This window comes from Peribacillus sp. FSL E2-0218 (assembly GCF_037992945.1).
In the GTDB taxonomy this organism is placed as follows: domain Bacteria; phylum Bacillota; class Bacilli; order Bacillales; family DSM-1321; genus Peribacillus; species Peribacillus simplex_B.
Genome location: NZ_CP150304.1, coordinates 4,869,521 through 4,890,283, shown reverse-complemented (window position 1 = coordinate 4,890,283; position 20,763 = coordinate 4,869,521). Strand labels below are relative to the sequence as shown.

Genomic DNA, 20,763 nt, shown 5'->3' with positions numbered 1-20,763 from the left:
GTCCTCCCCGAATTGGGAGGCGTTTTTTTTATGGAGAGACAGGAAACGGTATGGCTTATATCGAATGATAGGGAGAGTAAATCCATGACGAAAGAAGGGTGCAAATTGAAACACTCAAGCATTCCCCGGCCTTTTTCTCCCGAACTTCAGAACCATCTCTCTGGAAGGCACCTGCTGTCCTCCGAAATCCCCTTTTCCGAAGCAATGATCGTAGAGCATCTCAAAAATGGGCATATCTCGCATACAAGCGGCGTGCAATCCGGAAACGGTAAGTTTACCTGTCTGCGCTGCGGCAACAAAGATCAAGCCATGTTTCATACCATCCCGTGTAAGGTCTGCAATCGAGACTGCGCTTACTGCCGCTCTTGCATCATGATGGGGCGTGTCAGCGAATGCGCAAGATTGTATCAATGGATTGGCCCCGGCTTGTTGTATGCCATTCCTGACCCTGTCATGTGTTGGGACGGCAAGCTATCTGACGGGCAGAAAACGGCCTCGCAACGTGCAGTCGGCGCGGTGAATGAAAAGGAGGAGCTCCTGGTATGGGCCGTCTGCGGTGCCGGCAAGACGGAGGTCTTATTTCCAGCCATCAAGACAGCCCTGCTTGCAGGGAAACGAATCTGCCTGGCAACACCGCGGACAGATGTCGTTCTCGAGCTTTCACCAAGACTGAAAAAGGCCTTTCCGAAAATCGATGTCGCCGCCCTTTATGGAGGTAGTGCAGAGCGGCATAAATCCTCACAGCTTATTATCTCCACGACTCATCAGCTTTTTCGTTTCATTGAAGCCTTTGACGTGATCATCGTCGATGAGGTCGATGCGTTTCCCTACTCCGCGGATGATTCCCTGCAATATGCGGTCAATAAGGCGAAAAAATCCTCTGCCGCAACCATCTACCTGACCGCCACGCCCTCGAAGCGTATGCAGCGATTGTATCGAAGCGGTAAATTGAAAGCCGTGACCATCCCGGCCCGTTACCATCGTCAGCCAATTCCTGTCCCGGAAATGAAGTGGTGCGGGAACTGGAGAAAAAAGTTTCTTGATAAAAAGATGCCCCCCGTAATTAGCAGGTGGGTAAGTGAACGTCTGAGGCAAAACATCCCCTTCCTCTTGTTTTTTCCAAGTATACAAGTGCTGGAGCAGGTCATGCCGCTGTTTCAAACATTGTCTCCTACCTTGAAAATCGTCCACTCACAGCATCCAGAGCGAAAGGAAAGGGTATTGGCATTAAGGAAAGGGGAGGTTCCTGGGTTATTGACCACGACCATCCTGGAACGCGGCGTCACAATCGAACGCCTGGAGGTAGCCGTAATCGGCTCGGAGCATGAAGTGTTTTCAGAAAGCGCCCTCGTCCAGATTGCCGGCCGGGTTGGAAGAAGCTTGGCCCACCCTTGCGGCACGATCACTTTTTTTCACTATGGTAAAAGTAAAGCGATGATCGAGGCGATCCATCACATCCGAATGATGAATGAGGCTGCCCTGAAAAGGGGGTTGCTCGATGCGTAGATGCCTGGTTTGTGATGAAGTCATGAAGGAGGCCCTGACATGGGGAACATTGCTTAAGCGGGGCGAGGCCAAGGCGATCTGCAAAGGATGCGAGGCGAAACTGGATAAGATAACCGGGGAGAGATGTTCATTGTGTTCAAGGGGGCTGGCCGGCCATTACAGCAGTGGAGGCACCTGCTTCGATTGCTCAAGGTGGGAAAGGGATAAGGAGTGGTCCGGCTATTTGTCCAAGAATATATCGCTTTTTCACTATAATGAACACCTGAAAGAAATCATCGCCAAATATAAGTACCGGGGGGATTATGCATTGGCAGCGATTTTCGTTCCCTATTTGAGGGAGGTGCTGCAGGACATGGAGCATGACCTTGTAACGTGCATCCCGCTAAGTGCTGAACGGCTAAGGGAGCGGGGGTTCAACCAGGCACAGGCTTTGGCGGATGTTATTGGCATTCGTACAGTCGAGGTACTGACTCGGATCGATACGGAAAAACAATCAAAAAAATCAAGACATGAAAGAATCACGCTGCCGCAGGTTTTCCAGGTCATCAATGAGGAATTGCTGCGGGATCGATCGATTTTGGTCATCGATGACATTTACACAACCGGCACAACACTCAGGCAGGCTGCCAAAGCCTTGAAAAACGCTGGGGCGAAAGCCGTATCATCGATTACTTTGAGTAGGTGAAATAGCACAATTTTAAGGAACATCCTAAAGTATCGTACGTATTATTCGATATATACAGTACAAATCAATAATCGGTGTGATGGTGAAGGAGGGACCTTGATGGATATATCCAACTGTCCAAGCTGTAATTCGTTATTCGTTATGACTAAATTCCGTGATGTTTGCGATGCCTGCCATAAAGAGGAAGAAGCTAACTATGATAAAGTGTATGCCTATATTCGCAAGAAAATAAATCGAACGGCCTCCATGATGCAAGTGGTAAACGACACTGGTGTGGAAGAAATGCTCATCATTAAATTCGTGAAAACAGGTAAGCTAAGGATTTCGCAGTTCCCTAATTTAGGGATTCCTTGTGAAAAGTGCGGCACCCCTATCAAGAGCGGAAGGCTATGCGGCAATTGCAGCGATTCCCTGCGTACGGATTTGCAGGAATTCGAAGATGAAGAAAGGCGCAAGGCCTTCGGGAATGAGAAAAAAAATACTTATTACATGAAGGATGATCAAAAAGGGTAATTCATGGAAACATGTTGCATGATTTGCTAAAATATTCGATATTGAGAACAATTTTCGACAATAGATGTCGGACGAAAGATAACAGGAAACCATAAAAGATATCCAATCCTTGTCGATAATAATGATAGGGAGAATGATGCGGTCCATAGCCACTTCAATGGCCTGTCTGGGAAATCGTAAGTTGGGATGGAAAAATCGACCGAAGGAGAGGATCTGGAATATGAAAATCAATAACGTCGGTGTGACAGGTGTTAACCCGTATAATCTTCAAGCCAATAAAGCAGGTAATATCAAGGAATCCAAGGCGAATGCCAAGGATAAAGTCGAAATTTCCTCAGCGGCAAAAGAAATGCAGCAATTATCTCCGATTCCTGCTGCAAGACAAGCAAAAGTGGATGAATTGAAGAAGCAAGTGGAGAATGGAACTTATAAATTGAATGCGCAAGCGACGGCTAAAGGTCTGATCGATTTTTACCGGAAATGATGTTTAAAAGATGATTGCATTGGACGGAAGGCATCAATTTCCGTCCCTCATTCATGAGGAGAGGAGGCAGCAAATTGTCTGTACGGAACATCATCGAGTCGCTTGAAAAATTGATCAAGCTCCATAAAAGCTTCAATCAATTGGCGATAAGAAAAACGGACCTTTTGAAAGCGAATGATACCGAAGCGATAACGGAACTGCTGATTCAGGAACAAAAGCATATGAAAGCGATCAGTCAAACGGATAAGGATAGAGAAGGAGCTGTCGCGGAATTTCTTCATGCAAGTGGAAAAGCGGGGCAGCCTGCCTCCATCCACACCGTAACCGAACTGACAGGCCCGATCGAAACGGAAAAGCTTGCCCGGCTAAAGGGGGAATTGATTGAAGAAGTGGCTAAGCTGAAGGAGCGGAACAGTTTAAATCAGCAATTGATCTATCAGTCGCTTCAATTCATCAACGTCTCTTTGGATATGTTCAGGCCTCGGAATCAAAACCTGAATTACGGCAACCCGGTTAAAAAACCTGCCAAAAGCGGCATGGCGATGTTTGATTCAAAAGCTTAGGAAATGGAATAAAAGGAGGCATGAGTAAATGATTTCAACCTTTATGGGTCTTGAGACGGCCAAGCGTGGATTATCTACCTCACAAGGAGCCTTGTACACAACAGGAAATAACGTAGCCAATGCCAATACATTAGGGTATTCAAGGCAAAGGGTCAACCTCGTCCAGACGCCGGGCTTCCCCACTGTCGGGATGAACAGCCCGCGGGTGGCCGGCCAAATCGGGACGGGCGTAGCGGCTGAAACGGTGCAGCGTATCCGCGATAGCTTCCTCGACGCTCAGTATCGGACACAAAGCAATAAAATCGGATATTACGGGGCGATGAGCGAATCCTTGACCAAAATGGAGGGGGTCATGAACGAACCTACCGACAGCGGATTGGCTGCCACGATGGAGAAGTTCTGGAATTCACTGCAAGGGCTGACGGCGAACACGGAAAACTCAGGGGCGCGTGAAGTCGTTGCCTCGACAGGCGTCATGGTCGCAGATACTTTGAACTACTACTATAACTCGCTAACCAGCGTCCAAACGGATATCGGGAATCAGATCAACGTCAAAGCGAACGAAATCAATACGCTCATCAGCAGCATCGATCAGCTTAACCAACAAATCAGCAAGGTCGAGCCGCATGGCTATATCCCCAATGACTTGTATGATAAACGTGACGTTCTGGTCGATAATCTCTCGCAGCTTGTCAGCATAAAAGTGCAAAACGTCATTCCGACGGATTATGGCAGGGCCAGCGATGTAGCGACAGGACTGTACAATATCGAATTGATGCAGGAGGACGGTTCTTCCTATAAGCCCCCGATCAATTTGATCAGCGTTAATCAAACGGGGATGGTGGGAACGTCGAAAGTCGAAGTCGGCTATGACAAAACGACAGGCATGGTCGATGGAGTGAAAGTCGGGTCAAAAACATTGACGGACTACAAGTTTTCAGGAGAACTGTCGGGCTTGATCAACAGCTTTGGTTACAAAAAGGCTGATGGCACGATCGGCGGAGCGTTTCCGGATATGCTGAAAAAGCTCGATAATATGACGGCTGCCTTCGTGAACGAGTTCAATGCCATCCACAAACAAGGGTATGCATTGGGCGACGGCAACCAATCAGTCCTGAACTTCTTCGAGATCGAACCAGGTAAGAGCGCTGCCCAAAGCATCAAGGTGAATGGCGAAATCATAAAAGACCCGTCGAAAATTGCCGCAGGCGGTAAAAGCGGCGGAGCATCAGGCGACAATGAAAATGCTAAACTGCTGGCGGACCTGAAGAAAAAGGCGTTTAGTGAGTATTCGACGAAGGACCAAAATTCAAAAGAATTGACGGGAAGCTTCGACACATATTATGCCGGTATCATCGGCAAGCTTGGGGTCGATTCCCAAAGCGCCCAAAAGAACCTATCCAACTCGGTTGTGCTTGCCACTTCCGTCAATCAAAATAGGGATTCCGTCAGCTCCGTATCGCTTGATGAAGAAATGACGGACATGATCAAATTCCAGCAGGCATACAACGCTTCTGCAAGGATGATGACGATGATGGACGAAATGCTCGATAAGATCATCAACGGAATGGGCACGGTAGGCCGATGAAAGGAGTGAATGAACATGCGGGTAACGCAATCGATGCTAACCAATAATATGTTAACCAACTTAAGCGGCAGCTACGAAAAGATGGCCAAGCTGCAAGAACAGGTTTCCTCTCAAAAGAAATTCTCCAAACCATCCGACGATCCCGTTGCGGCCATGATGGGCATGGGATACCGGACCAATTTGAATCAAATCGGACAGTATCAGAGCAATATTTCCGAGGCGACAAATTGGATCGACAGTACGGATGATACCATTTCTGAAGCCGTTTCCGCGATGCAGCGGATTCGGGAGATAACGGTTCAAGGAAGCAATGGCACGTATGAAGGCGATCAACTGAAAAACGTTGCCGAGGAAATCAAGCAATTGAAGGAACATCTCATCACACTCGGAGACACACAGATCGGCGGGAAGTATATTTTCAACGGTCAGGATACGAATGTGAAGCCTTCATCCGTTAAAGACGCGAATGGGAATATCGTATATGGCAAAGGGGACATAAACCTTGAGGTGTTTTCCGGGATTTCGTTGAAAATCAACACGGACGGCTCGAAGGTTTTTGGAGAAGCACTCGCAAATGGCGGGAGCATCGATAAAACGATCGTTGCACTGGAAAGCGGCGGAGATGTGACGGGGACGCTTGACGGGCTTGATGCAACGATCAATACCTTCTTAGGCCTGCAGGCCCAGGTCGGCGCCAGGCAAAACCGGATTGAGCTGATGACGGACCGTCTTAAGCAGCAGGAGGTTTTTGCCACCTCGATCCTCTCAAAAAATGAGGATGTCGATATCGAAAAAGCGATCATGGATTTGACGACCCAGGAAAGCGTCCATAGTGCCGCTTTAAGTATCGGGGCGAAAATCATGCAACCGAGTTTATTGGATTTTCTTCGCTAAGCTATTCTTAAATGGATAGCTTTTTTCTATAAGGAGTGATGATGATGCAGATTCCGCAAATTAGATTGCAATCCGCCCCAATGAAGATCGGGTTGGATATCGAACAGCCAGTACAGCAAATCGAACAAAAGGCGGCGGTTCAACGAATCGAACAGCCGCAGGCCATTTTGGAAATCCATACGACCCCAGGCAAGCTGACGATCGATCAGACAAAGGCCAGGGAGGATATGGACTTGAAAAGCCTCTCCAAACGAGTGGAGGAATTCGCCCAGCAAGGGTACCAGGATTGGCTAGCAGGCATGGCTCGGCGTTCGCAGCAGGGGACGGAGCTGAGGCACATTGAAAGAGGCGGCAGTCCGCTCGCCGATCAGGCCAAGCAAAACAGCAAAGGGGCCGAAAAGCAATTCAATCTTGGCTGGATTCCCTCCTATTTTAGCGTGCAGCTTGACTACGATCCGGCACAAGTGGAGATCGAAGCGACCGCCCAGAAGCCGATCATTGATGCCCAGATCAACAGGCCGGAACATACTTACACACCAGGCAGTGTGGATGTGGAGATTTTACAAAAAAATACGTTGGATATCAATTTCATTAATGTATATCCCGATGAGTCAGGTGAGTGAAAACGGAGATGAATGTACAAACCAAATTTCATGGCGAAATTGAATTAATGGCGAATGAGATCTATCGATTCGAAAGCGGGCTGCCGGGCTTTTTGGAGGAAAAACAGTTTTGCCTGCTTACATTGGATGATACACCCTTTTTCGTCCTGCAATCGACAAAAACAAAAGAGGTTGCCTTCATTGTGACGAACCCTTTTGATGTATTTCGTGATTACGAAGTGAAGCTTACGGATGAAGTGCTCGAGCTTTTACAAATAGAAACGGAGCAGGATGTCCTTACGTTCGCGATCTTGACGATTTCGGATCCCTTCAATGAAACGACAGCGAACCTTCAGGCCCCCGTCATCATAAATGGCTCAAAGAAATTGGGTAAGCAATTCATCATGAACGGCACTGATTACCGCACAAAACATAGGCTGATCGAAACTCCCACAGAACAGGGGGCGAAATGATGCTCGTATTGACGAGAAAACCGAATGAAGCGATCATGATCGGCGATGATATCGAAATCACGATCCTCTCGATTGAGGGAGAACAGATCAAGCTCGGGATCAATGCCCCGAAAAACGTCGAGATCCATAGAAAGGAAATCTATCTATCGATCCAGCAGGAAAATAGTGAAGCCACCCAAACGGAATCACATCTTCTGCAAAACATAAATGACTATTTCAAGAAAAAATCGTAAAATCCGCTAAATATGTTTCCGAGCATGTCGATATTAACTATACAACGATGGGCAGTGATATAGGCGGCCGACTTATTCACTGCCCACCGTGATGAACCACATGGATGTGGGAACTTAAAACTCAAGGAGGAAACATAAATGATCATCAATCACAATATCTCAGCTCTTAACACACACCGTCAATTATCAAGTGCAACAAACGCTCAATCCAAATCAATGGAGAAACTGGCTTCAGGTATGCGTATCAACCGTGCTGGTGACGATGCAGCTGGTCTAGCAATCTCTGAAAAAATGCGTGGACAAATCCGCGGCTTGGATCAAGCTTCCCGTAACTCACAAGATGCTATTTCTCTTATCCAAACTGCTGAAGGTGCCTTGAACGAAACGACTGACATCCTTCAACGCATGCGTGAACTTGCTACTCAAGCAGCAACAGATACAAATACAACAAACGACCGCGGCGAAATCCAAAAAGAAATCAATTCTTTAACATCTGAAATCAACCGTATCGGTAACACGACTGAGTTCAATACACAAAAACTTTTAAATGGTGAAAAAGATGGGGTAGCTAAAGCAGCTGTTCACAAATTAGCATCAAGTGATATTAGTTTTGCGGATACAGAATCAATGACTATTGGTGGTAAATCTTACACAGCTGATACTACTGATAATGGTATTACTGGATTAGTGAAAAAAGTTAATGCTGATACTACTAATAAATATACTGCTACTGAAAATACTGATGGCTCACTTACACTTACTGCTAAAGCAACAGGTCCTGATACAGTAACTGCAGGAGACTTTAAAAAAGGTGCAACTAATGTAACTCAAACAACAGTCTCAGCTGGGAAGGATACTGACCCTGATAAGAGTCTTAAATTCCAAATCGGAGCTAATGAAAAACAAAGTTTGACTCTTGATATTGGAGATATGAGAGCAGAAGCTTTAGGTATTTCTACTAAAGGAACTGGAAATGCAGATTTAGCAGTGACAGACGGAACTAATAACGTAACAACTGAGCAAGCATTGAATGTGGGAACACATGCTAGTGCTGCTGAAGCAATTACAAAAATTAATGACGCAATTAATACAGTATCAGCAGAACGTTCTAAATTAGGTGCTAACCAAAACCGTTTAGAGCACACGATCAACAACTTAGGTACTTCTTCTGAAAACCTGACGGCTGCTGAATCACGTGTACGTGACACAGATATGGCTAAGACGATGATGGAGCAAACTAAAAACTCCATCTTGGCTCAAGCATCACAAGCAATGTTGGCTCAAGCAAATTCCGCACCTCAAGGAGTTTTACAACTTCTAAGGTAAATTTGAAGGGCGTTTTATCCAGTAATGGATAAAAGGATGACTGGGTGAATTGCTGGAACTTCCTAAAGCTTCATCAACCACAACGTAACTGGAAACGGTAAGCGTGATGGTCTGAAAATGATGGAGATGACACAATGGACAATCAGCAGCCAAGCTCCTTTGAGGAAACTCTGGAGAAGGTTCAACGACTAGGATATACAGTCTAAGGCTAAAAAGCTATGACCATGAAATCCGTAGGGTGGCAGCAGCCATTCGAAGTGCCCAGCCCCTTATAAGACAAGGGTGAAGATATAGTCTATTCTATGCTCGAAAGACATAGTCGCAAAGCAAGCGAACCAACAACCACAAGGCGTTTTACAACTTCTACGTTAATAACTTGAAAGTGACCCTAGTTTTGCTAGGGTCTCTTTTTTTATAAAGCAAACGGATAGATATTATCATTTTCCACGGAATGCTATCAAGAAGTGGTGTTAGTTTCGTTTTTTAATATCTTGCCATTTGTAGGTAACGGACCAATAACTTCTTTTTAGCACCTTTGCTATTTCATTTGTCGAATAACCAATTTCTTTGAGTTGATTTAATAATTTGATTTCATCTGGAGAATAGGGTTTAGAGCGATCGGAACTGCTGGTAACAACCGTGTAGTCAGGATACTTCGATTTCCATTTCATTATTTCTTTTTGATATCTAAAATCCCAAGAGGTTTTGTATAACATAGAAGAACAAGTTTTAGTCACAGGTTCGATTAGTTCAAGGAAACGAAACGTTTCCTTAACAGAAGTGGTTTTTAGGATAAATCCATGTCCATCCTTACGAGCACTCAGTCTAAAAGATAACTCATAGGTGGTAAAAATATGGTCCTTTAACTTCTCTAATTCGTCCTTACGATAACACTGAAGGTATAGGTAAATATGAGGTGTGAGGTAAATAATTTTCTTAATATGATTTACCCTAAATGAAATACTTAAAGAGCCATCATCCATGTATAGAATAGCTATGAAATGGGGTAATAGACAATTTTTGATTAAAGTGAAAGGAAGATATTTAGTTCCATCTTTTCTGTAAAAATGAGGGAATAAATTAGTGAATAATTCTAAAGATGCGGAACGTACACATTGGCTTGCTGGAGTGATATACAATAGTCCATCAAAGAAGGCGACTTTCCATTTTCGGTACTCTTCTTGAGATATACCGTAGTGCTCTCGGTAGCTATTGTTCTTTCTCCTGCTATTTTTATAAATTTTCGTGATTTCCCCGTCACTTATTATGCTGGCGTATAATACATTTCTTTGAATTTCAGTAAGCATCATCATGGACACCTCCTTAATAAAAGTATGAAAGCCCTTCTTCCATTTCCTTTTTTATAATGTTATCTCCTCCATTAACAGAATGTTTGTTCTCTATATAATGATAAAACCTTTGTATGAACACTGTAAAGTTCAATTTCAGAACCGATATAAAAAATAAAGACATCATATTGGGGGCTATTAAGATGCTGGAGAGTTTGTCCACGAATATTCTTTCCTCACAACTCAGAACAGCCATCTCGGATGGAATCAGTTCTTATTATCAGCGTGAAATGAATACGCTGGCCTATTCGGAACAAAGCGCCGAAAGCAGTCAGCCTACGAAGGAAAAGGTTCAGGAAGTGGTGGAGAGCTTAAACACCTTCCTCAACCCGATACATACGGCGGTCCGCTTTGAGTATCATGAGAAGCTCAATGAGTATTATGTCAAGGTAGTGGATGACGTAACGGATGAGACGATCAGGGAGATCCCGCCTAAGAAGCTATTGGATTTCTATGCGGCAATGACGGAGTTTGTCGGGATCATGGTGGATGAAAAAATATAAGTGGGTGATGTATTGTGGTACGGATCAGTGGTTTGGCAAGTGGAATGGACATTGATGAATTAGTTAAAAGCATGATGCAGGCGGAACGGGTGCCTTTGGATAAATTGACACAGAAAAAGCAGTACTCCGAATGGCAGCGCGATGATTACCGCTCGATCAATACTTCATTATCGGAATTGGATACGCTCATCCGTGATGGAATCGGAAAGCAATCATCCTTTGTTAAAAAGAAGGTATCGGTTTCGAATCCAGAAGCGGTATCGGTGAAAAATGTAAGTTCGACTAGTGACTTTACAGGAAATATCAAGGTGAACAGTCTTGCCAAGGCAGCAACCATGACCAGTACGGAAAAATCGGCTGTTACGGATGCGAAAAAGAAGCTGTCGGAATTAGGCATTACGGCACCTCAGGAGATTACGATACTGGCTCCAAATAAAGAGGGCGCTTTCAATACGGAAGTGAAGGATGGAGTAACCAAGGATAAGCCATACACGCTTACGCTTAATGCCGATGATACGTTGGAGAGCGTCATCAATAAAATTAATGCGAACTCGGGTGTCACGCTATTTTTTGATCAAAATTCGCAAAACTTTTCGATCACCGCTAAAAATACGGGTGATGTCAAAGATCGTCCCGAAATTGAACTAGGGGGAACCGGTGATTTTTTTGCTGCGTTAAAACTGAGCAGCAACAATGAAGAAGCTGGCGGCACAAAAGGGGAAAATGCAGCGATCACGTATAATGGCCTGGACATTTCCCGCCCTGCGAATACGTTCCTAATCAATGGAGCGGAAATAACGGTAAAGCAGAAAACGACGGATACCGTCTCATTCTCTTCAACGGCCGATGTGGATGCGATTCTGGACACGGTCACGCAGTTCGTGAACAAATACAACGAAATCATTAAAAAGGTACAGGATAAAACAGGTGAAGCGAAATACCGCTCCTTCATCCCGCTGACTGCCGAGCAAAAGAAGGAAATGACGGAAGATGAAGTGAAGCTTTGGGAAGAGAAGGCAAAAAGCGGAACACTGAAAAGCGATTCGACGCTTAAGAGCCTCTTAACCACGATGAGATCCTCCCTATACACCGCAGTGGACGGAATCACTGGGAAAAACAATCTCAGCAGCCTGGGCATTACCACGACCAAGAATTACTTGGAGGGCGGCAAATTGACGATTGATGAGGACAAGCTTCGGGCAGCGATCAGCGAGGATCCCAATGCGGTTTATAATATGTTCATGGCTGATGGAGCGGAAAAAGGTGAAAAGGGGCTGGCACGCCGTTTGCGTGATGATATACAATCTTCGATGAAGGTCATCACCGAAAAAGCCGGGAAGGCTGGATATGTGAATAATAATTTTACCATCGGGAAAATGGTCAATGGGCTGGATACGAGGATCTCGGCATTCGAAACAAAGTTAGCGAAATTGGAATCCCGCTATTACAGCCAGTTCACGGCCATGGAAAAGGCGATTCAAAAGGCAAATAGCCAAAGTTCATCGTTAGCATCTTATTTTAGTTAAGGCAATCGGGAGAGGAAGATAAATATGGCGATTAATAATCCCTATCAGTCGTATCAACAAAATTCGGTCAATACAGCGTCCCCGGGAGAGCTGACATTAATGCTATACAATGGCTGCCTGAAGTTCATCATGCTTGGGCGGAAGGCGATTGAAGCAGGAAATATCGAAGCGAAGAATACCAACATCATCAAGGCGCAAAACATCATCCACGAATTGATGGTGACGCTGAACATGGATGTCGAGGTGTCGAAGGAAATGATGAGTCTGTATGATTTCATGAATCGCCGTCTGATAGAGGCGAATATGAAAAATGATGTTGCTGCCTTGGACGAGGTGGAAGGACTCGTCACTGATTTCCGTAATACGTGGAAGGAAGTCATTCAGATCAACCGCAAAAAACAATTCAGCCAAGGCGGGCAAGTGTAATGATTCAGGCTTTTCACGACTTGACTGCCGAATTACTTGCCGTTCTGGAGGATCGGATGATTGCAGAACGTGAGGATAAAATAGAAAGGATCACCGAGCTGATTGATCGGCGGGATGAAGTCATTGCCCAAATCAAGCCGCCCTTCACTGCTGCTGAACAACAGGTAGGCCGCAGGACGATGCTGCTCAATCAACAGGTAGACAGCTTGCTGAAGCTTCAAAAGCAGGAAATACAACGGGACATCCAGGAAATAAACAAAAAGAAAAATTCCTCCAATAAATATATGAACCCATATGAAAGTCTATCAATCGATGGCATGTTTTACGATAAAAGAAAATGATAACCCAGCCGTTTGGTTTCCAAACGGCTATTATGTTACATTTATTTAAATTTTCTGTAAATAATTAAAGCTTAAATTTTTCTTTATCGCCAGGCATTTGTTATAATGAATGTAGGGTATACATCAACCCTTTCCAAACCTTCCGACAATTGTTTCATAATTTCGACATATTTCATGATATGTTTCCAAAGGGAACCGGAGGGGTATTGTAGAATCTAACTGTTATAGTCTTAATTTAAGGAGGACTCACTTTATGAATTACAACGTACGCGGTGAAAACATTGAGGTAACTCCAGCAATTCGAGAATACGTCGAAAAGAAAATTGGCAAGTTAGAACGATATTTTAACAATACACCTGATGCAAATGTGTTAGTTAATTTGAAAGTTAACAATAATACATCCAAGGTCGAAGTGACGATTCCTATGCAGAATTTGGTTCTTCGTGCTGAAGAGGAAAATGCGGATATGTATGCTGCCATCGATTTGATCAATGACAAGCTTGAACGCCAAATTCGTAAACATAAAACGAAGGTCAATCGTAAATTCAGAAACAACTTATCAACGACTCCGGAAGCATTCGCTTTCAACACGGACGTTGACGAAGTGGTAGATGAATTCGAAGATGATAATGATGTTGAAGTGGTCCGCAATAAGCGCTTCGATTTGAAGCCGATGGACAGTGAAGAAGCGATTTTGCAAATGAATATGCTTGGTCACAGCTTCTTCGTTTACACGAATGCGGATACTAACACAACGAACGTGGTATACCGTCGTAAAGATGGTCGCTACGGTTTGATTGAACCTAGCTAAATCTTAATCTATGAACTAAAGCACAGCCCAGCATTTGGGTTGTGCTTTTTTGCATGCTACAAGATTGCGGTCAGGCTCTGGATGGTTTTTTATAAAGAACAATTTGTGTTCTTTAATAAGATAAATAGTTAATATTACCTATTCTATTGAATCTTCCCTTTGTACTATACTCAAGTTGTTAGTTCTTTAAAAAGAACATAGTGTAATTTATAACAAACGATTTGATTAAGGTGCAAAGGGGCTGGATATTTTGTATCAAAAGAATTGCCATAAATGCAATCGGTCTTCTTTTAGCAGTGCAGACTATGGAGAGTGGCTTTGCCCGACCTGCGGTGACGACCTGACTGTGCAAAAAGCCTTGGATCCACTAGTGGTGGAGAGGGTGAACCTGCAGCATAAACTGAATGGGAAAAGCACGATTTACTATTACGTAAAAAGGAGAAAATGATAAAAGGGAAGCGGTTATTGAATTTTCTAAATATTGTAATATTTTGTCGGATAAATTTTTTTGCATTTTGTTAGTTTGGCGACATAATATAACAATATGTGATGCAAGTATCCGATATAATATGTTTATAAGCAATGTATTTGGTAATTAGTACCATGACAAAGGCAAACTTATTGAAAGATAAGGGCGCAAAGGCACAGGTCTAAGGTCCGCTCGACTAAGATGGCTGGTCTGCCTGAAATACAAAGGTATTTTAGGAGGTAGAAGAGGTGGCTAAAATGGAAATCGATCAAGAATGGGTGGATTTAATATCAGAAGCACGGAGCTTAGGTTTTAAAAAAGAGGAAATTAGTGCTTTTTTTGAACGGAAATGCCTTGAGGTTCCACTAGAGGAGAGCGAGCGAAGCTAATTACCAAACACACCCCTATAAACAGAGGCTGACCTGGCTGTTTATAGGGGTGATTATTCGTATTGGATTTCTGTAAGTCCAGCATTTTCAAGCTGTTTACTCCAGGATTATGTAGGTAGACTATTAAACTTCTACTCTTCTTTGTCTTTTCTCCATTTATTGAATTCGATGAATTCCCTGAATTGTTGTTTCGACACGCCGGAATTCATGGCTTCCTCCACGATTTTCATCCAGTCATTGTCCAAGGTTTCCTTGTTTGGTGCATCGTAAAGGAGGGCATCAACAGGAATGTTCAGCACGGCGGAGATTTTTTCGAGAAATTGAATGGAAGGGTTCGTTTGCAAGTTACGCTCTAGCGAACTTAAGTAAGACTTTGCCACACCGGCTTTGTCGGCGAGTTCAGTCATCGACATCTTTTTTTCTTCACGCAGTTTTTTTACACGTTCACCAATCATAATACCACCTCGAAACATGTTCTATTTATCTTCTACTTAAAATGTTAGTAGCCCACCTTTAAAAAAATTCAAACATGAAATCTGGTTGGATTACCTTGGCAGCATCAAATGATGGAAGGTTATGGATCATTCACATTTGCTTTTTGGAATAGTGGGGAGATTCCATGAATTATTTATACTTCCATCTATTTTAACAGTTTTACTCATGATTTATCCATTGTTTTTCGCAAGAATTGAATTCGGATCAATAGGCATGGAAGTGACATGAAGTTGTACCTCTAGGATAGAAGTGGTAAAATTAAGCGTGGATTAGGAATAACAGAAGATGCATTTCTTCTTACTTATATGAATTTTGTCATGGAACGATCATTACCATAATAGAGGAGCGTTATTGAATGCTTAATATATTAAATAAAGTTTTTGATCCGAATAAGCGAGAAATTAAACGTCTGGAAAAGATTGCTGACCAAGTCGAATCGCTGGCTGATGAGACGGCCGCATTATCGGATGAGCAGCTTCGTGCCAAAACGGGCGAGTTCAAAGAGCGCTACCAAAACGGGGAGACCGTCGATGATCTGCTCGTCGAGGCTTTTGCTGTTGCCCGTGAAGGAGCGAAGCGTGCCCTTGGCTTATATCCTTACCGTGTTCAAATCATGGGTGGGGCCTCACTTCATGACGGCAATATCTCGGAAATGAAGACAGGGGAAGGTAAAACATTGACATCGACCATGCCGGTTTATTTAAACGCGCTTACTGGTAAGGGCGTCCATGTCGTTACAGTCAATGAATACTTGGCCCACCGTGATGCCTCCGAGATGGGGGTATTGTTTGACTTCCTTGGTTTGACCGTCGGTTTGAACCTGAACAGCCATTCAAAAGAGGAAAAACAAGAGGCGTATAATGCCGATGTTACCTATAGCACGAATAATGAGTTAGGCTTCGATTACCTGCGTGACAACATGGTGTTATATAAAGAACAAATGGTCCAGCGGCCCTTGCATTTTGCTGTAATCGATGAAGTCGATTCCATTTTGATTGATGAGGCGAGAACGCCGTTGATCATTTCCGGTTCGGCACAAAAATCGGCCCAGCTTTATATCCAGGCCAATGCGTTTGTCAAAACGCTGCAAAAAGAAAAGGATTATACGTATGATGAAAAGACAAAGGGTGTACAGCTGACGGAAGAAGGCATGAACAGAGCCGAAAAAGCGTTCAATATCGATAATTTATTCGATATCACCCACGTTACTTTGAATCATCATATCAATCAGGCGTTGAAGGCGCATGTTTCGATGCATTTGGATGTGGATTATGTCGTTCAGGAAGGCGAAATAGTCATCGTCGACCAATTTACTGGCCGTTTGATGAAAGGCCGCCGTTACAGTGAAGGCCTCCACCAGGCCATCGAAGCGAAAGAGGGTCTTGAAATCCAAAATGAAAGCATGACTCTTGCGACGATCACGTTCCAGAATTATTTCCGGATGTACGAAAAACTTTCCGGTATGACCGGGACTGCCAAAACGGAAGAAGAGGAGTTCCGCAACATTTATAATATGCATGTCATTGCGATCCCTACAAACCGGAATATCATCAGGGATGACCGGGCCGATCTCATTTATGCGTCAACCGATGGTAAATTCCGGGCTGTTGTCGAGGACATCGCCGAAAGGCATGCAAAGGGGCAGCCTGTGCTTGTCGGAACGGTTGCCATTGAAACATCCGAAGTCATTTCAGCCTATTTATCCAAAAAGGGGATTCCGCACGATGTCTTGAATGCGAAAAATCATGAGCGTGAAGCGGAAATCATTGCCAATGCAGGGAATCAAGGTTCCGTTACGATCGCTACGAATATGGCTGGCCGTGGTACGGACATCAAGCTTGGTGAAGGCGTCAAGGAGCTCGGCGGTCTTGCCGTCATCGGAACGGAGCGTCATGAAAGCAGGCGTATCGATAACCAGCTGCGTGGTCGTTCCGGCCGTCAGGGAGATCCGGGGGTCACACAATTCTATTTATCCATGGAAGATGAATTGATGCGCCGTTTCGGCTCCGATAACATGAAAAACATGATGACACGACTCGGTATGGATGATACCCAGCCGATTCAAAGCAAGATGGTGACGAGGGCCGTCGAGTCTGCACAGAAACGAGTGGAAGGCAATAACTTCGATTCCCGGAAGCAATTACTGCAATATGATGATGTTCTTCGTCAGCAACGGGAGATTATCTATAAGCAGCGTTTCGATGTGATGGAAAGCGAAAACCTGCGCGAAATCGTCGAAACGATGATAGCGGCTTCCATCCAGCGCAATGTGGCAGCATTTGCCCCAATGGGTGATGAGGAAGGCTGGAACCTGCAAGGCCTTGTCGATTACCTGAACGGCAACTTATTCGATGAGGGGTCCATTTCCGTACCTGATTTAGAAGAGAAAAATGAAACGGAATTGGTTGATTTCATTTTAGCCAAAGTGAAAAATGACTATGACCAAAAAGAAGAAGAGCTATCCGAAGAGCAAATGCGTGAATTCGAAAAGGTCATCGTCCTTCGCGCGGTAGATAGCAAATGGATGGATCATATCGATGCAATGGAGCAATTGCGCCAAGGGATTCACCTTCGTGCTTATGGCCAAATCGATCCGCTCCGTGAATATCAATCAGAGGGCTTCGCCATGTTTGAGGCGATGATAGCCTCTATGGAAGATGAAGTCGCCAAATACATCATGAAAGCTGAAATCCGCAACAATCTAGAGCGGAAAGAAGTCATACAAGGACAAGCGGTGAACCCGAAGGAAGAAGACGGGGGCAAAGTGAAAAAGGCTCCGGCCCGTAAAAAGGATGACGTTGGGCGAAATACGTTATGTCCTTGCGGCAGCGGTAAAAAATATAAGAATTGCCATGGCAGTGTAGGCTAATATTAGGTGTATAATGAGTAAGGGACGGTCAAGTGCAGGGCTTGCCGCCTCTTTTCATGTTTCGTTTGCATAAAGTCGTATATTTGCATATAGTTTGAAGAGGCTTAATTGTACTGAGGCGAATCCCTCTGCAGGGATTTTTTCAACATATTTAATGAGGTGAATGGAAATGGAACTAGGAGAAATTAGAAATGAACTTGAACGGACAGCGCAACGATTAACGGACTTTAGGGGGTCTCTTTGACTTAGATGAAAAAGAGGCACGAATCGCTCAGCTTGAAAATGAGATGACACACCCTGATTTTTGGAATGATCAACAAAAAGCCCAGACTGTCATCAATGAAACGAATGCACTGAAAGAGCAAGTCACCCAGCTCGCTGATTTGAACGAATCATATGAAAACCTGGATCTGACGTATGAACTAGTGAAAGAAGAGAATGATGCTGAACTGTTGGCAGAGCTTGAAGAAGAAATCACGACACTTTCACAAAAGATGAATGATTTCGAATTGCAACTGTTACTAAGCGAAGAATATGACTCGAAAAACGCCATCCTGGAACTTCATCCAGGCGCAGGCGGAACGGAATCCCAGGATTGGGGTTCGATGCTGCTGCGGATGTATACTAGATGGGGTGAAAAAAGAGGCTTTAAAGTTGAAACCCTTGATTACCTTCCAGGTGATGAAGCGGGTATCAAAAGTGTCACCCTGCTTTTCAAAGGCCATAACGCATACGGATATTTGAAAGCGGAAAAAGGCGTTCACCGTCTTGTCCGTATTTCTCCTTTTGATTCATCGGGGCGACGCCATACTTCATTCGTTTCTTGTGAAGTCATGCCGGAATTCGATGAGACGATCAATATCGAGATACGTACCGAAGATTTGAAGGTCGATACGTACAGGGCAAGCGGTGCCGGCGGTCAGCATATCAATACGACTGATTCGGCTGTCCGTATCACCCATTTACCTACCAATACGGTAGTAACGTGCCAAAACGAAAGATCGCAAATCAAAAACAAGGCTCAAGCGATGAATATGCTGAAAGCCAAACTTTATCAACGTGAAATTGAACAGCAACAAGCCGATCTGGATGAAATTCGCGGTGAACAAAAGGAAATTGGCTGGGGAAGCCAAATTCGTTCTTATGTTTTCCATCCGTATTCCATGGTCAAGGATCACCGTACGAGTGCGGAGACCGGGAACTTGGGTGCGGTCATGGATGGGGATATTGATATGTTCATCGATGCGTACTTGCGTTCAAAACTATAAGATAAGATGGCCGGACCCGTTCTATGGTCCGGCTTTTTGTATGAAATCATGCATGCCTTACAAGGTGGTCTGGAATATTTTTACAGGATGTGAATGGGGATGTCATGCTATGATCCGCCAATACTACATAATGATGAATGATGGTTTGAGGAGATAATAAAGAATGGGAAAAAGATACAGGGAGCCGAAGCCCCCTTTGCTGCAAAAGTTAATCGAATATGGATTGGTAATCGTGGGTTCGGCCATAATTGCCATCGGTTTTAATGTTTTCCTGCTGCCCAATCAAGTTGCATCGGGTGGGGTCAGCGGGATCAGTACGATCCTCCGGTCCACTCTCGGCTGGGAGCCAGCCTATGTGCTGTGGGGGTTCAATATTCCTTTATTCATTGCGGGACTTATCATCCTGGGAAGGCATTTCGGAGCCAAAAGCTTGATTGGGACATTGTTTTTGCCTTTAGTGGTATTTCTGACAAAAGATTGGGATGCGTGGACGAATGATGCCCTGCTTGGGTCCATTTGCGGCGGGTTGATGGTCGGTCTTGGACTAGGCATTGTCTTTCGTGGGAAAGGCTCGACAGGAGGCACTGACTTAGCTGCGCAGATTTTTCACAAGTACACCCATATGTCACTGGGGATCTGTGTTGCCATTATCGATGGCATCATCGTATTAAGTGCCGCGATCGTTTTTGATATTGAAAAAGGGCTTTATGCCTTGATTGCATTGTATGTGACAAGTAAAACGATCGATCTTGTCCAAGTAGGGCTGAATCGATCCAAGATGGCCCTGATCATCACAAATAATGAACGTGATGTAAGGGACGCTATCATACATGAACTGGATCGCGGGGTAACCGGGATATCCGGTTATGGCGGGTATACGGACGACACCCGTCCAATCATGATGTGTGTAATAGACCAGTCCGAATTCACCAAATTGAAACAATTGGTGAAACTCGTTGACCCTAAAGCGTTTGTAATCGTCACGGACGCATCGGAAGTGCTGGGGGAGGGTTTTAAACTGGAATGACATTGGTATAATGTTCTTGTATTGGTAATAGGAAGAGGGGGTAAATTCAATGAAAATGAAATGGGCAGCTTTAGTTTTGGGCACTTCTTTGGTATTGGCTGCATGTGGCGGGAACGATGATGCGTCAGATAAACAGCCGGCAGATACTGATCGTGGTGAAACGACAACGGCAGGTGCCGGTGATGCCGCCAAGATTTATGAAAACAAATGCTCGAGCTGCCATGCGGTGAATCTCGAAGGCGGCGTTGGACCGAATTTGACGAAAGTCGGCTCGAAGCTGACGAAGGCTGATATCGAAAAGGTCATTGCAAATGGGCAAGGTGCAATGCCAAAGGGTATCATCCAGGGAAAAGAAGCCAGCCTGGTCGCCGAATGGCTTGCAAAACATAAGTAAGTGATCGCCGAAACGTTCTGCACCAGCAG

24 protein-coding genes and 1 riboswitch are annotated in these 20,763 nt (G+C 44.5%); of the genes, 22 read left to right on the top strand and 2 right to left on the bottom strand.

Going from position 1 to position 20,763, the window contains the following annotated elements; translation table 11 throughout:
• The first annotated feature begins 30 nt into the window (after positions 1 to 30).
• From MHI53_RS23725 to MHI53_RS23675, 11 genes are all read left to right on the top strand, one after another.
• Positions 31 to 1,506, top strand: coding sequence for a DEAD/DEAH box helicase (locus MHI53_RS23725; protein WP_340372446.1), 1,476 nt, complete (start codon positions 31 to 33; stop codon positions 1,504 to 1,506).
• On the top strand, positions 1,499 to 2,191 hold the full coding sequence (locus MHI53_RS23720) for a ComF family protein (protein WP_340372445.1): 693 nt from the start codon (positions 1,499 to 1,501) through the stop codon (positions 2,189 to 2,191). The genes MHI53_RS23725 and MHI53_RS23720 overlap by 8 nt, the downstream gene beginning before the upstream one ends.
• Before the next feature lie 99 nt (positions 2,192 to 2,290).
• The gene (locus MHI53_RS23715; RefSeq protein ID WP_061141208.1) at positions 2,291 to 2,704 is read left to right on the top strand and encodes a TIGR03826 family flagellar region protein; all 414 of its coding nucleotides are present in this window, start codon (positions 2,291 to 2,293) and stop codon (positions 2,702 to 2,704) included.
• Between the two features lie 220 nt (positions 2,705 to 2,924).
• Complete coding sequence (gene flgM / locus MHI53_RS23710; protein ID WP_061141207.1) at positions 2,925 to 3,188, top strand: flagellar biosynthesis anti-sigma factor FlgM; 264 nt, start codon at positions 2,925 to 2,927, stop codon at positions 3,186 to 3,188.
• Between the two features lie 74 nt (positions 3,189 to 3,262).
• Positions 3,263 to 3,751 (top strand): flagellar protein FlgN, encoded by a 489-nt coding sequence (locus MHI53_RS23705; RefSeq protein WP_061141206.1) that lies wholly within the window; start codon positions 3,263 to 3,265, stop codon positions 3,749 to 3,751.
• Between the two features lie 28 nt (positions 3,752 to 3,779).
• On the top strand, positions 3,780 to 5,339 hold the full coding sequence (gene flgK / locus MHI53_RS23700) for a flagellar hook-associated protein FlgK (protein ID WP_340372444.1): 1,560 nt from the start codon (positions 3,780 to 3,782) through the stop codon (positions 5,337 to 5,339).
• Positions 5,340 to 5,354: 15 nt separating this feature from the next.
• Positions 5,355 to 6,233 (top strand): flagellar hook-associated protein FlgL, encoded by an 879-nt coding sequence (gene flgL, locus MHI53_RS23695; RefSeq protein WP_340372443.1) that lies wholly within the window; start codon positions 5,355 to 5,357, stop codon positions 6,231 to 6,233.
• Between the two features lie 44 nt (positions 6,234 to 6,277).
• The gene (locus tag MHI53_RS23690) at positions 6,278 to 6,856 is read left to right on the top strand and encodes a DUF6470 family protein (RefSeq protein ID WP_340372442.1); all 579 of its coding nucleotides are present in this window, start codon (positions 6,278 to 6,280) and stop codon (positions 6,854 to 6,856) included.
• 8 nt (positions 6,857 to 6,864) lie between these two features.
• Positions 6,865 to 7,308, top strand: a complete 444-nt coding sequence (fliW, locus tag MHI53_RS23685) for a flagellar assembly protein FliW (protein ID WP_340373724.1) — start codon at positions 6,865 to 6,867, stop codon at positions 7,306 to 7,308.
• Positions 7,308 to 7,541 carry a carbon storage regulator CsrA gene (csrA, locus tag MHI53_RS23680; protein WP_061141202.1) on the top strand — a complete coding sequence of 78 codons (234 nt, stop codon included), beginning with the start codon at positions 7,308 to 7,310 and terminating at the stop codon, positions 7,539 to 7,541. The genes fliW and csrA overlap by 1 nt, the downstream gene beginning before the upstream one ends.
• 138 nt (positions 7,542 to 7,679) lie before the next feature.
• Positions 7,680 to 8,867 (top strand): flagellin, encoded by a 1,188-nt coding sequence (locus tag MHI53_RS23675; RefSeq protein WP_061141201.1) that lies wholly within the window; start codon positions 7,680 to 7,682, stop codon positions 8,865 to 8,867.
• 470 nt (positions 8,868 to 9,337) lie between these two features.
• On the opposite strand, the gene MHI53_RS23670 is transcribed toward MHI53_RS23675, so the two are convergent.
• Entirely contained in the window at positions 9,338 to 10,180 is an 843-nt protein-coding gene (locus tag MHI53_RS23670) for a DNA endonuclease (RefSeq protein WP_340372441.1), read from the bottom strand.
• Between the two features lie 179 nt (positions 10,181 to 10,359).
• Here MHI53_RS23670 and flaG point away from each other — a divergent pair, with 179 nt between their 5' ends.
• From flaG to MHI53_RS23635, 7 genes are all read left to right on the top strand, one after another.
• A complete protein-coding gene (gene flaG, locus MHI53_RS23665; protein ID WP_061141199.1) occupies positions 10,360 to 10,719 on the top strand; it encodes a flagellar protein FlaG in 360 nt (119 codons plus the stop codon).
• A 14-nt stretch (positions 10,720 to 10,733) separates the two neighbouring features.
• A complete protein-coding gene (locus MHI53_RS23660; RefSeq protein WP_340372440.1) occupies positions 10,734 to 12,245 on the top strand; it encodes a flagellar hook-associated protein 2 in 1,512 nt (503 codons plus the stop codon).
• Between the two features lie 24 nt (positions 12,246 to 12,269).
• A complete protein-coding gene (gene fliS / locus MHI53_RS23655) occupies positions 12,270 to 12,671 on the top strand; it encodes a flagellar export chaperone FliS (protein WP_340372439.1) in 402 nt (133 codons plus the stop codon).
• Positions 12,671 to 13,012 carry a flagellar protein FliT gene (locus MHI53_RS23650; protein WP_100533098.1) on the top strand — a complete coding sequence of 114 codons (342 nt, stop codon included), beginning with the start codon at positions 12,671 to 12,673 and terminating at the stop codon, positions 13,010 to 13,012. Before fliS ends, MHI53_RS23650 begins: the two co-directional genes overlap by 1 nt.
• A 253-nt stretch (positions 13,013 to 13,265) precedes the next feature.
• A complete protein-coding gene (gene raiA / locus MHI53_RS23645; RefSeq protein WP_061141196.1) occupies positions 13,266 to 13,823 on the top strand; it encodes a ribosome-associated translation inhibitor RaiA in 558 nt (185 codons plus the stop codon).
• Between the two features lie 250 nt (positions 13,824 to 14,073).
• Positions 14,074 to 14,271: a hypothetical protein gene (locus MHI53_RS23640; protein ID WP_340372438.1), complete on the top strand. Its 198-nt coding sequence runs from the start codon at positions 14,074 to 14,076 to the stop codon at positions 14,269 to 14,271.
• 153 nt (positions 14,272 to 14,424) lie between these two features.
• A riboswitch (cyclic di-GMP riboswitch) is annotated at positions 14,425 to 14,510 on the top strand.
• 39 nt (positions 14,511 to 14,549) lie between these two features.
• A complete protein-coding gene (locus MHI53_RS23635) occupies positions 14,550 to 14,681 on the top strand; it encodes an anti-repressor SinI family protein (protein ID WP_340373723.1) in 132 nt (43 codons plus the stop codon).
• A 131-nt stretch (positions 14,682 to 14,812) separates the two neighbouring features.
• Here MHI53_RS23635 and MHI53_RS23630 read toward each other — a convergent pair whose 3' ends face one another.
• Positions 14,813 to 15,136, bottom strand: a complete 324-nt coding sequence (locus MHI53_RS23630; RefSeq protein ID WP_061141195.1) for a helix-turn-helix domain-containing protein — start codon at positions 15,134 to 15,136, stop codon at positions 14,813 to 14,815.
• A 395-nt stretch (positions 15,137 to 15,531) separates the two neighbouring features.
• On the opposite strand from MHI53_RS23630, the gene secA reads away from it, so the two are divergent.
• From secA to cccB, 4 genes are all read left to right on the top strand, one after another.
• Positions 15,532 to 18,045 (top strand): preprotein translocase subunit SecA, encoded by a 2,514-nt coding sequence (gene secA / locus MHI53_RS23625; RefSeq protein WP_340372437.1) that lies wholly within the window; start codon positions 15,532 to 15,534, stop codon positions 18,043 to 18,045.
• 169 nt (positions 18,046 to 18,214) lie between these two features.
• Positions 18,215 to 19,313, top strand: a protein-coding gene (gene prfB, locus MHI53_RS23620) for a peptide chain release factor 2 (RefSeq protein WP_232732425.1) whose coding sequence is annotated in 2 segments (ribosomal slippage) — positions 18,215 to 18,277 and positions 18,279 to 19,313 — 1,098 coding nt in all. Because the reading frame shifts where the segments join, the coding sequence is not laid out codon by codon here.
• 163 nt (positions 19,314 to 19,476) lie between these two features.
• Positions 19,477 to 20,340, top strand: coding sequence for a YitT family protein (locus MHI53_RS23615; protein WP_340372436.1), 864 nt, complete (start codon positions 19,477 to 19,479; stop codon positions 20,338 to 20,340).
• Between the two features lie 49 nt (positions 20,341 to 20,389).
• The gene (gene cccB, locus MHI53_RS23610; protein ID WP_061141191.1) at positions 20,390 to 20,734 is read left to right on the top strand and encodes a cytochrome c551; all 345 of its coding nucleotides are present in this window, start codon (positions 20,390 to 20,392) and stop codon (positions 20,732 to 20,734) included.
• Positions 20,735 to 20,763 lie beyond the last annotated feature (29 nt).

Bases quoted from the DNA above. Each gene is read 5' to 3' on its own strand.
- MHI53_RS23630 (WP_061141195.1), bottom strand. From the start codon at position 15,136: ATGATTGGTGAACGTGTAAAAAAACTGCGTGAAGAAAAAAAGATGTCG.
- MHI53_RS23615 (WP_340372436.1), top strand. From the start codon at position 19,477: ATGGGAAAAAGATACAGGGAGCCGAAGCCCCCTTTGCTGCAAAAGTTA.
- flaG (WP_061141199.1), top strand. From the start codon at position 10,360: ATGCTGGAGAGTTTGTCCACGAATATTCTTTCCTCACAACTCAGAACA.
- fliW (WP_340373724.1), top strand. From the start codon at position 6,865: ATGAATGTACAAACCAAATTTCATGGCGAAATTGAATTAATGGCGAAT.
- MHI53_RS23715 (WP_061141208.1), top strand. From the start codon at position 2,291: ATGGATATATCCAACTGTCCAAGCTGTAATTCGTTATTCGTTATGACT.
- cccB (WP_061141191.1), top strand. From the start codon at position 20,390: ATGAAAATGAAATGGGCAGCTTTAGTTTTGGGCACTTCTTTGGTATTG.
- MHI53_RS23720 (WP_340372445.1), top strand. From the start codon at position 1,499: ATGCGTAGATGCCTGGTTTGTGATGAAGTCATGAAGGAGGCCCTGACA.
- MHI53_RS23650 (WP_100533098.1), top strand. From the start codon at position 12,671: ATGATTCAGGCTTTTCACGACTTGACTGCCGAATTACTTGCCGTTCTG.
- MHI53_RS23725 (WP_340372446.1), top strand. From the start codon at position 31: ATGGAGAGACAGGAAACGGTATGGCTTATATCGAATGATAGGGAGAGT.
- raiA (WP_061141196.1), top strand. From the start codon at position 13,266: ATGAATTACAACGTACGCGGTGAAAACATTGAGGTAACTCCAGCAATT.
- fliS (WP_340372439.1), top strand. From the start codon at position 12,270: ATGGCGATTAATAATCCCTATCAGTCGTATCAACAAAATTCGGTCAAT.
- MHI53_RS23670 (WP_340372441.1), bottom strand. From the start codon at position 10,180: ATGATGATGCTTACTGAAATTCAAAGAAATGTATTATACGCCAGCATA.
- secA (WP_340372437.1), top strand. From the start codon at position 15,532: ATGCTTAATATATTAAATAAAGTTTTTGATCCGAATAAGCGAGAAATT.
- csrA (WP_061141202.1), top strand. From the start codon at position 7,308: ATGCTCGTATTGACGAGAAAACCGAATGAAGCGATCATGATCGGCGAT.
- MHI53_RS23675 (WP_061141201.1), top strand. From the start codon at position 7,680: ATGATCATCAATCACAATATCTCAGCTCTTAACACACACCGTCAATTA.
- MHI53_RS23635 (WP_340373723.1), top strand. From the start codon at position 14,550: ATGGAAATCGATCAAGAATGGGTGGATTTAATATCAGAAGCACGGAGC.
- MHI53_RS23690 (WP_340372442.1), top strand. From the start codon at position 6,278: ATGCAGATTCCGCAAATTAGATTGCAATCCGCCCCAATGAAGATCGGG.
- flgL (WP_340372443.1), top strand. From the start codon at position 5,355: ATGCGGGTAACGCAATCGATGCTAACCAATAATATGTTAACCAACTTA.
- flgM (WP_061141207.1), top strand. From the start codon at position 2,925: ATGAAAATCAATAACGTCGGTGTGACAGGTGTTAACCCGTATAATCTT.
- flgK (WP_340372444.1), top strand. From the start codon at position 3,780: ATGATTTCAACCTTTATGGGTCTTGAGACGGCCAAGCGTGGATTATCT.